General features: G+C 33.2%; 4 protein-coding genes. All 4 read right to left on the reverse strand.

Annotated elements, in window-relative coordinates; translation table 11 throughout:
• Window positions 1–232: 232 nt before the first annotated feature.
• Window positions 233–1,717 carry a RagB/SusD family nutrient uptake outer membrane protein gene (locus tag AC1DVP_RS19620; RefSeq protein ID WP_477185170.1) on the reverse strand — a complete coding sequence of 495 codons (1,485 nt, stop codon included), beginning with the start codon at window positions 1,715–1,717 and terminating at the stop codon, window positions 233–235.
• 17 nt (window positions 1,718–1,734) lie between these two features.
• Complete coding sequence (locus AC1DVP_RS19625; protein ID WP_477185171.1) at window positions 1,735–4,737, reverse strand: SusC/RagA family TonB-linked outer membrane protein; 3,003 nt, start codon at window positions 4,735–4,737, stop codon at window positions 1,735–1,737.
• A gap of 776 nt (window positions 4,738–5,513) precedes the next feature.
• The gene (locus AC1DVP_RS19630; RefSeq protein WP_477185172.1) at window positions 5,514–9,668 is read right to left on the reverse strand and encodes a hybrid sensor histidine kinase/response regulator transcription factor; all 4,155 of its coding nucleotides are present in this window, start codon (window positions 9,666–9,668) and stop codon (window positions 5,514–5,516) included.
• A 306-nt stretch (window positions 9,669–9,974) separates the two neighbouring features.
• A partial coding sequence (locus AC1DVP_RS19635) for a glycoside hydrolase family 43 protein (protein WP_477185173.1) occupies window positions 9,975–10,847 on the reverse strand: 873 nt, incomplete at its 5' end.

A 10,847-nucleotide genomic window follows, 5' to 3' on the forward strand; every position in this document is an offset into this window, starting at 1 on the left:
GAACATATCCTTAGCAATTAAATCACTTTTAAAATAACTTGCAAAACAAGTTTAAACTGATTCTAAGCACTATCTCATTAAATTAGAGATAGTGTCCTAGTATCTAGTAATAATTAATAAAGTTATATTTTCTCGAGCTGGATAAATTGAAAATAAAACAGCGCATTCACATACGCTGTTTTAAAACACAATAACTGACTAACCCAATTTTAAACAAAAACCGTAAAATATATTAATAACCAGGATTTTGATCTTTTGAAGTAATCTTAGAATTAGAGGTAGTCTCTCTATTTGGTATTGGCCATAATTCGTTTTTACCAACTTTAAATCCAGTACCTGCAAGTTCAGTAGCTGCAATACCCCAGCGGATAATATCATCAAATCGAACTTGTTCTCCAGCTAATTCCACTTTACGTTCGTGAATAATAGCTTTGAAAACTGCATCTTTTGAAAGTGTCGTTAATAATAACGGTACACCTGCTCTAGTACGAACTTCATTAATATAACCAATAGCAGTTGCCTGTACTCCTCCAGCTCTTTGGTTTTCACATTCCGCTTTCATAAGCAATACATCTGAATAACGCATAACTTTGAAGTTAATACTTGAATCTTGATTTTCGTCTGTGCGCTTGTAATAGTTTTGGTATTTTTTCCAACCCGCTCTTCTATTTCCTTCAGAAGAAGCAAAATTGGCTGTTGTCATAGTTAGCGTATTATTAAAGTATTTTGATCCTGGCACATAAAAAGTATCTCCAAAACGTTTATCACCTGCCTCATACTCATCTAATAAATCATTTGATGGATAAACATTATACCATCCTAAGTTGCCATATTCCTGACCTCTAAGAGTTGCTTCAGCAACACCAGTTCCAGCAGTATCACTACCCCATTTGTCAGCAGTTCCTAACTTTTCATCATATTCAATCTCAAATATTGATTCTGGTCCATGCTCAGTTTCATCCATAAAGTTGTTATAAAAATTAGACTCTAGGCTAAATCCTGTAACCTTATTAAAAGTAGCCAAAGCTTCATCATACTTTTTTTGATACAATAGCGCTTTTCCTAAATAGGCAAAAGCAGCTTCTTTGGTTGCTCTTCCTTTTTGTTCTACGTTTTTGCTTAATAGATTTTTAGATGCAAAATCAAAATCATCTGTAATCAATTTATAAACTTCCTCTTTAGGGCTTCTGGCAGCACCAGTAGTAGTCTGACCAGTATAAATTGGCAAAGCACCAAAACGAGGCACTAACAGAAAATAATAATAGGCACGTAAAAAATGAGCTTCTGCTAAAAATTTATTCTTTCTTTCTTGCGATAAAACTGTATTTGGCAGCGCATTAATCTTCTCTGTATTATCTAACACAAAATTAGCTTTGGATATTCCTAAATAGCAGGCCTCCCAATAATACTGAATAATATCGCTTCCAGCATCAAAAGAAAAATTAAGGAAAGGCGTTTTGTTACCTTCTAATTGTGGATTTCCTTTATTTTCCTGAGACATATTGTCCAATGCAAAGAAAATATGTCTTGCATAAAGTCCTCTTACTTGCAAGTTTGCATAAGCTGCATTTACACTGGCCTGCACCTGCACTTCATTTTTAAAGTAAGTCTCAGGAGACAACTCATTTGGATTAGTCAATTCTAAATCTTTAGTGTCACATGAATTTATTGCAAAAATTCCGGACATTATAACAATTATATATTTTATTTTTCTCATCATCTTATCTTTTTATATTAAAATGTAACATCAAGTCCAAAAATTACTGATTTCGGCTGAACGTATCTTCCTACGTCGATTCCAGCAGAATTTGAATTACCATCTACACTTGCAATTTCAGGATCTAACCCAGAATATTTAGTAATAGTCACAAGATTTTGCCCACTTACATAGAATCTTATATTAGAAAAATGGTTTTTGAATGAATCTCCAGGCAACGTATACCCTATAGTAATATTCTTTAATCTTGTGAAAGAACCGTCTTCAATATATCGATCACTGGCTTTATTCCAGTTTGTCTCTGCACCACGCGCTCTTGGCAGTGTAGCTGATGGATTGGTAACAACTCCACCTACAACAATTGCTCGATCTAGAACCTCTGTACTCGCGTTAAACAAACGCTGCATAGCAGTTAAATCAAATTTATTCGCGTTAAAAATATCATTTCCATGTACTCCTGATATAAAACAGTTAAAATCAAATTTTTTATATGCTGCTGTAAGATTTAAACCATATGTAAAATCCGGATATGGATTCCCCATATTTATTTTGTCACTATCATTAATTACTTTATCTCCATTACGGTCTACATATCTTACATCACCCGGTTTAATAACAGTTTGACCTGAACCGTAAACAGCATCTACTTCTGCTTGGTTTTGAAAAATTCCATTGGTTTCTAAAGCCCAAAAATAGAACATTGGCTGACCTACTTCAAGCCTTGAGAAACTCTCTAGACCTGCTCTTCCTGATGGCCCTCCCAACAAAGAAGTTACTCCTGGAGCCAAAGCTGTTACTTCGTTTTTGTTAGTACCTAAATTAGCTGCAGCAGACCAGGTAAAATCACCTTCTCTATCATTGTAGCCTAATGTTAATTCATATCCGCTATTCTTCGTAGAGGCAATATTTTGATATTGAAATCCGCTACCCATACCTACAGAAGCAGGAAGGGGGACATTAAAAAGAATATCCTTAGCTGTATTGCTAAAATATTCGATAGAGCCTGTGAATTTTTCATCAAATAAACCAAAATCCAAACCAAAGTTTCTATCTGTCTTAGCCTCCCATTTCAAATTTGGATTAGCTGCACCTCCAGGCGTAACACCTATTCCTGCAGCTCCATTGATTGGGTAAGTGTAATTATTTGATAAAGTAGTACTATATTGATAATCGGCAAAAGCATCATTACCAGTTGTTCCAATACTCGCTCTAAGTTTCAATGTACTAAAAATAGTATTTTCCATAAAACTTTCTTTTGCAATATTCCACCCTAAAGCTGCAGAGTAATAATTTCCATCACGGAAATTACTCCCAAAGCGAGAAGAAGAATCTCTACGTCCTGAAACAGCTAATAAGTATTTATCAGCATAATCGTAATTAATACGAGCTACATAGCCCAAATTATTAAATTCATTACTACTGGATGCCAAGTTAGAAGTCTCATTACTCAACTGATCAACTTCATCAGTAATTGCGTTGCGGCTTCCAGCTGGAAGGTTTTGAGACTTATTTTCAATTTTAGTTATAACTCCTAATATTTCAATATTATGTTTATCAGCAATAACGGTTTTGTATGTTAAACTATTATCAAAAACAATACTTTGACCTTGAGAATTTGTTTCAGCAATTGATGCATATTGTTGATTATGAGTTCCATCAGAGAAGCTAGGAACAAATGTATGATCTTTTGTTGTATAATAATCCAGAGAAACCTGTGATCTAAATTTTAAGCCTTTGTAAATTTCTAATTCAGCAAAAATGTTTCCAATTATAGATAATCCCTTAATTTTTTGATATCCATTATTTGCTACACGTACAGGGTTTTCTGCATCCTGACCATCTGCTGCAGTAGGACCTTGATATCCTCCTTTATTGTTAGCATTATAAACAGGCAAATAAGGAGCCATTTTAATGGCATGCTCCAATAATGCTCTTCCTCCCGCACTACGCTCAGGACTAGTTTTATTAAAAGATACTCCGATATTACTTCCTACAGTTAACTTTCCTACGCTTTGTGTATTACTAGATCTGAAAGAATAACGCTCAAAACCTGTATTAATAAGAGCTCCTTCTTGTTTTAAATATCCAGCAGAATAACGGCTTGTAGAATTCTCCGTACCACTTGAGAAACTCAAATTATAATCTTGCATCAAACCAGTCTGAAATATTTCGTCTTGCCAATCTGTATTTATATTTCCAAATTCAGCAGCTCTAGCCGTTAAATCACTTCCTAAATCCTTAGCATACTGAAGATATTGCTGCGTATTTAAAACATCATATCTTTTAGTAACGGATTGAAAACCTGTGTAAGTATTAAAAGCTAATTGTCCTACGCCTTTTTTTCCTTTTTTCGTAGTTACCATAATTACTCCATTAAATGCTTTCGCACCGTATAAAGCTGTTGTGGAAGCATCTTTTAAAACCGACATGGATTCAATATCATTAGGATTTAGTCCAGACAAGTTACCTACCAAAACGCCGTCAACAACGTATAAAGGATTACTATTATTCATTGTAGACATACCACGAATTTTAACTGAAGGACTTGAACCCGGCGCACCGTTAACAACGCTAACTCCAGCTGCTCTACCCTGCAAAGCTGTTTCTGCATTAGTAATTGGTACAGCTACAATATCTTTAGCTCCTACCACCGCAATTGCCCCTGTAACTTTGCTTCTCTTTTGAGATCCATATGCAACAACAACAACTTCTTTTAAATCTTGAGAAGAATCCTGTAATGTAATATTAATTGAAGTATTACTTCCAACGGTAACAACTTGGGACGCCATACCTATAAATGTAAATACTAATTTATTATTGGATGCAGCATTAATTGAATATTTTCCATCAAAATCTGTAACTGCTTCTCCAGACTCACCCTGAACTTTAACACTTACACCGCTTAAAGGAAGACCCGATTTATCTGAAACAACACCCTGTATTGTTTTGGTTTGAGAAAAGACAGCCTGCCCACAAAAAAACAGCAGTGCAAGAATTGCGAATTTCATTTTTAATTTCATAGTTTGATTGGTTTAATTTTAAAATTGGTTATTTTATTATTTGACATTCTTCAAATATTAAATGGTAGTTATGTAAAATCTTTGTTTTTCATTTAAGTTAATTTGGTTAATAATTGCTTGATATTGATTTTTAGAATGCTTTTCTGTATTTTTAAATTATTTAGTTTATGCCAAAATTTATTATTCAGAAATGAAAGTTTTGAATATCATTAAGCTTCAGAATTTACTCACCGATTCAAATTTCATGAAATCATAATATTTATAAAAACTTTAACAAATTTATTCTGTTTACCCGTTGTTGTAATATAACAAATGAAGCATCATACAATACAGATGTTGCAAAAACCACTAAAAACATCAATAATTACAGGATACTGAGTTAATTTATTGAACAATCAAAAAATACATTATCAATAAAATATTTTTAGTTATTTTTTGTTATCAAAAAAATAAATGTTAAAATTTTAAACATACTGATAAGCAAAATTTTGATCTAAAATTTCGGATAAGAAACCAAAAGGGCTCATTCTTAAAAAATGCTCAAAAAAGGGAAAGTTTATTTACAATCTTTGAAGTAATTATTCATGATTGATCGTTTGTAATCACAAAAGAGGGCTTTATTTTTGGAATAATAATTGACCTCCTGCTTATTATTAATGAAATGATAAGCAGATGGGCTCAATTAAAAGCATTTTGTATTACAATACGAAAAGAGATAGTGAAAGCATTGAAAATGTTCCCAGCAAACCGGAATAAGGATATTAAAACTAAAGAGCTTATATTTTCTTCCCATCTGTAGGCAAGTAACCAAATCTTAATTTAAAGCATTTGGTGAAATATGAAGACGACGAAAAACCAACCTCATAGCTAATCTCATTAATATTTTCACCGCCTTGTTCAATTAACTGTCTGGCTTTTTCTAACCTGACATTCCTAATGAATTCATTTACAGACAAACCCGTCAGTGTTTTTATTTTTCTGTACAATTGGCTTCTGCTTAAGAAAACAATAGACGCTAACCGCTCAACGCTAAGTTCGGGCTCGCTAATGTTCTCATGAATATAATTTAATGCCTTTTGCATAAAATCATTATCAATCGTTGTAGTTTTCTGCTGTGCTTTTTTAGTTATGCCACCATAAAACTTATTAAAAATAATTTGCCTGCTGTTTATTAATTGGGCGAGGCTTGATTTCAGGATTTCCATATTAAACGGCTTGCTCAAATACAAATCTGCCCCCGAATCTATGCCTTCCAATCGGTCTTTTACTAATGCTTTTGCAGAAAGCATCAACAAAGGAATATGAGCTGTTTTAATATTTCCTTTTATTTTTTTACACATTTCCAGACCATCTATAACAGGCATAATGACATCTGTAATAATCAAATCCGGCAACTTTTGCACTGCCAAATCATATCCTTTTTGCCCATTTTCGGCTACAATGACCTTATATTCTTTTTTAAGTTCTTCTTTTAAATAACTTCTTAAATCCGAATTGTCTTCTACAATCAGTACTGTGTGCGTTTTATCTGAATTCAGCTCACTATGTTGCAATTCCAAATTGTCGTCCAATGATACCTGATCCTTTAAACTATTTTTACCTTCCAAATCCGGTTTGTATTCTTCTTTTGCAAATTCATCTGCTTCAAAAAAATCTTTCCCCAAAGGAAAAATAATTTTAAAGCATGTTTTTTCGCCTAAAACACTGTCCACTTCAATTTTTCCTTTGTTTAACTCAATAAATTCTTTGACAACTTCCAAACCTATGCCGGTACTTCCATAATAAGTCTTATTTAGATTATTTACCTGATAAAACCTCTCAAATATTCTTTTGATTTCTTTTTTATCTAATCCGGATCCAGTGTCTTCAATAGTAATTTCATAACTTTTAACTTCCTTATCGCCATTAATCAAAGGGAAATAAATAAGTTTATTATTTTCTTTGATTCTTACTTTTATACTTCCGTAATCTGGCGTAACCTTAAAGGCATTAGACACAATATTAAAAATTATTTTTTCCAGCATTTTTGGATCAATCCAATCATTTAATTTTTTAAGCGGAGAAGAAAACGATAAATCAATTTTGCGAAAATTAGCTTCCTCTTCAAAATGACTCAAAATATCTTTTACAAAACTGATTATCTCTATCTCCTGAACCTGTAGCTGTACCTGATTAAACTGCAGTTTTCTAAAATCCATCAGCTCATTAATCAGTCTTGATAATAAATCCGAACTTTTATGAATTACCTTCAATTTGTTTAAAACTTCAGTATTTAAATTATATACATTATTCCTCAGCAAATCATCCAAAGGATTCATTATCAAAGTCAAAGGTGTTCTGAATTCGTGAGAGATATTGGTAAAAAACTGCAGTTTTTTATTGTTCAGCTTTTCGATTTGAATCCGCTTGTCTCTTTCAAAACTAATCGCCTGTTTTGCCTTAAATTTATTCTGATAGTAAATAATTATATAATAAGTTCCCAAAACTGCAATTACTAAATACAAAAAATAAGCCCAATATGTTCTCCACCATGGAGCCAGAATTGTGATTTTCAATTCCAATGGCTTTTGACTCCAAGAGCCTCCCCGATTTGCTGATTTCACTTTAAAAACATAATCGCCTGAAGCAAGATTGGTGTAGGTTGCAATACGTTTATTCCCTACATAATTCCATTTTTTTTCAAATCCTTCCAGATAATAGGCATATTCATTTTTACCAGGATAGGAATAATTAATACCAACATATTCTATTGTAAAAACTGACTGGTTATGATTTAAAGTAATGCTTTTTGTTTCGGAAATGACTTTTTGTAATGGAGAATCGGCTGTGGCAGGTACAACCGAAGTATTAAACAGCTTAAAATCTTTAAAATAAAGCAGAGGCTGTTTGATGCTTTTGGACATTTGTTTGGGATCAAAGTAATTTATCCCTTCATAGCTTCCAAAATAAATAATTCCCTTTTCATCTTTTAAAACTGAATTATTGTTAAAGTCATTGACTAATAACCCGTCTTCAGTATTAAAATTATAAAATTTATTGTTTTTCAAATCCAGTTTTGTGATTCCAGATCTGCCGCTTACCCAAATTGAACCGTAATTATCCTCAGTTATAGAACATACTGATTTTTCTTTAGCAGATTGAATACCATTATACCAAGATACTTTTTTTGTTTTTTTATTATAATTAAAAAGCCCTGATCCATCTGTTCCAATCCAAATTAATTTGTTTTTGGTTTCGAAAATAGACAGTATTGTATGTGTCCTGATACTATTTAAAATTTTGGACATTTTATGCTTGACAGAAAATACATCGAACGTGTTCCCTTTTTTATTTACACCATAAAGCCCTCTTGTAGTTCCCACCCAAATAATATCATCTGAATCAACAAATACTTTGCGTACAAGGGAAAAAGTAAGGAAATGATCCCGAAATGGCTTAGAATTACATTGAAAAAAGGTCTTTTTTGAAGGATCAAAATAGCTTAGCCCTCGTTCAAATGTTCCTATCCAAATATTTCCTTTTGAATCCTCTGCAAAACTCAAAACCCGATTCGAGCTAAGTCCTTTTGTATTTTGAGTGTTATAATTAATAAAGCTTCTGGTTCCTTTTTTTAAGAAAAAAATCCCCTCATTCCAAACAGCCAACCATACATTTTGCTTGCTGTCAAAAAACACTTCCTGCACATTATTGTTTTTCAAACCCGAAATGAAAGAACTGTCATGACTGTTGATATGTATAATTTTTTTAGTCTTGGGATCAAAAACATCAACCCCTCCGCCTTCCATACTTATCCATAGCTTTCCCGAAAAATCCTTAGCAATTGATGTAACCGAACTTGTCTGTAAAGAATTTACATTATTCAATAAACTTTCGATTGAATTAAACTGTCCCGATAATTTATCAAAAATACAAACACCTTTATTATAATATCCCAGCCAAATTCTATTGTCATTATCCTTCAACAAAGACCATATGGAATTTGATTTCAAGCCGTTTTTTTCAAACTTATTCGGTAAATACTTTTTTATTATTGTTCCTGAATTATTCAGCAAAAAAAGTCCGTCATTTTCAGTAGCGCAAAGAATATTTTTTGCATCTACGGCAATAATAGAAAAGATTCTTTTATTTGTAATTGAGATTTTTTTCTGTTGATAGCCGCTCCTGTTTTCGACAACTTTAATTAGGCCGTTATCTGTAGTGCCAATCCATAAATTATCATTGCTTTCAAAAAATAAAGATTCTAATGAATCCGTAATTTCCGATTTAGAATTATCACTTTCAACAAATGATACTTGCTTTATAAAATTCCTTTTGCTGTCAAAATACTTCAATCCAAAATTTGTAGCAACAAATACTTTTCCTTGTTTATTCTTTGCAAGGCCTCGAATAAATAAATCAATATTTGAAGGAATATTGGATTTAACTGCTGTTAATTGAAATGTCTTCAGGTCTAGTTTCAAAAGACCGTATTGTTCAGTCCCAATTAATAAATACCCCTCATTATTTTCAATTAAACTCCTGACAGTAACTATAGTATCTCTATTGATTTTAAGAGCTTTTTTTAAATCTATAGTATCAAATCTATTTAAATCTCTATCATACAAACACAAACCCTCCTCTGTACCTACCCATAATCTGTTTTGAGAGTCAACATAAGTAGTGTAAATAAGGTTGCTGTTTATGGATTTCGGAGTATTCCAATTGGATTCGTAAACGACATAATTTATTCCATCATATTTATACAGCCCCGCACCGTTTGTTCCTATCCAAATATATCCTTTTTTGTCTTGAACAATAGACCAAACTCCCCGTTTAGAAATACCTTCTTTTATAGACCGAAATTGAAAATTTTCGAAGTCGCTTTGTGAGTAAGAGATCATCACAAAAAATAAACAGCACACAAGAAATATATTTTTTTCTATTTTTAGCATTTTGTAAATTATTAAAAAGTAAGATTTTTTTTAAATATATAAAATATAAAAACATTAACTCACAAAAATGAAAAATATGAATATTTTTCATACAAAATATCAAATTACTAATACCTTTTTACTAGGCTCTTTATTTTTTAGTGATAAAAGGTCATAACATGGTCATTAGTTTTAATAATGGGACATGCTCAAAACAAATTCTGTTTATTATAAGTATTTAAGTTTAAATTCAAAAAGTATGCAACTCATTATTATTTTTTTGAGTATTCAAAATACCAGACTGTACTGTAATTACAAAAATTCGTGCTAACCCTTTCTATCATAAGGATCTAAAGTAACAATTGAACCGTCTGCCAAATACTCTATTTTGGCAGCTTTCATGCTCCGCAGATGCGTTACTCCTTTGGAAAGACTCGAATCATGGTAAAACAGGTACCAGTCATTATCCACTTTGCATATCGAATGATGCGTCGTCCAGCCCACAACAGGATTCAGAATCCGTCCCTGATACACAAACGGCCCGTATGGACTCTCTCCAATGGCATAGCAGATAAAATGCGTATCGCCTGTGGAGTACGAAAAATAATACTTACCGTTGTATTTATGAACCCATGAAGCTTCAAAGAAACGGCGGTCATTGTCTCCTGCCAGCAATACTTCGCCGTTTTCGTCCAGAATCTGGATTTCTCTTGGCTCTTCGTCAAACTCCAGCATATCCTCTCTAAGCCTTGCAACTATAGGTCCTAATGCCGGTTCTTGTTCCAATGGCTCTTCGTTTGTGGAATTGTATTGGTTGTTGCGGTATTTTTGAAGCTGACCGCCCCAGATGCCGCCAAAATAAATATAATGTGTACCGTCCTCATCTTCAAAAACTGCCGGGTCGATGCTGTAGCTTCCTTTAATGGCTTCTTTTTCTGCAGTAAAAGGGCCTTCCGGGGAATCACCCACGGCAACGCCAATCTGGAAAATGCCGTCGGGACGCTTTGCCGGGAAATACAGATAGTACTTTCCGTTTTTATGCGCAGCATCGGGAGCCCACATCTGCTTTTCTGCCCAGGCTACATCAGCTACATGCAGGGCAACGCCATTGTCAACTGTTTCCGACGTTATGCTTTCCATTGAAAACACATGGTAGTCTTCCATCCCAAAATGGTCTCCGTTGTCATTAAACGGAATTCC

It is taken from the genome of Flavobacterium sp. P3_A6, assembly GCF_056403035.1.

Bases quoted from the DNA above. Each gene is read 5' to 3' on its own strand.
- AC1DVP_RS19620 (WP_477185170.1), bottom strand. From the start codon at position 1,717: ATGAGAAAAATAAAATATATAATTGTTATAATGTCCGGAATTTTTGCA.
- AC1DVP_RS19625 (WP_477185171.1), bottom strand. From the start codon at position 4,737: ATGAAATTAAAAATGAAATTCGCAATTCTTGCACTGCTGTTTTTTTGT.
- AC1DVP_RS19630 (WP_477185172.1), bottom strand. From the start codon at position 9,668: ATGCTAAAAATAGAAAAAAATATATTTCTTGTGTGCTGTTTATTTTTT.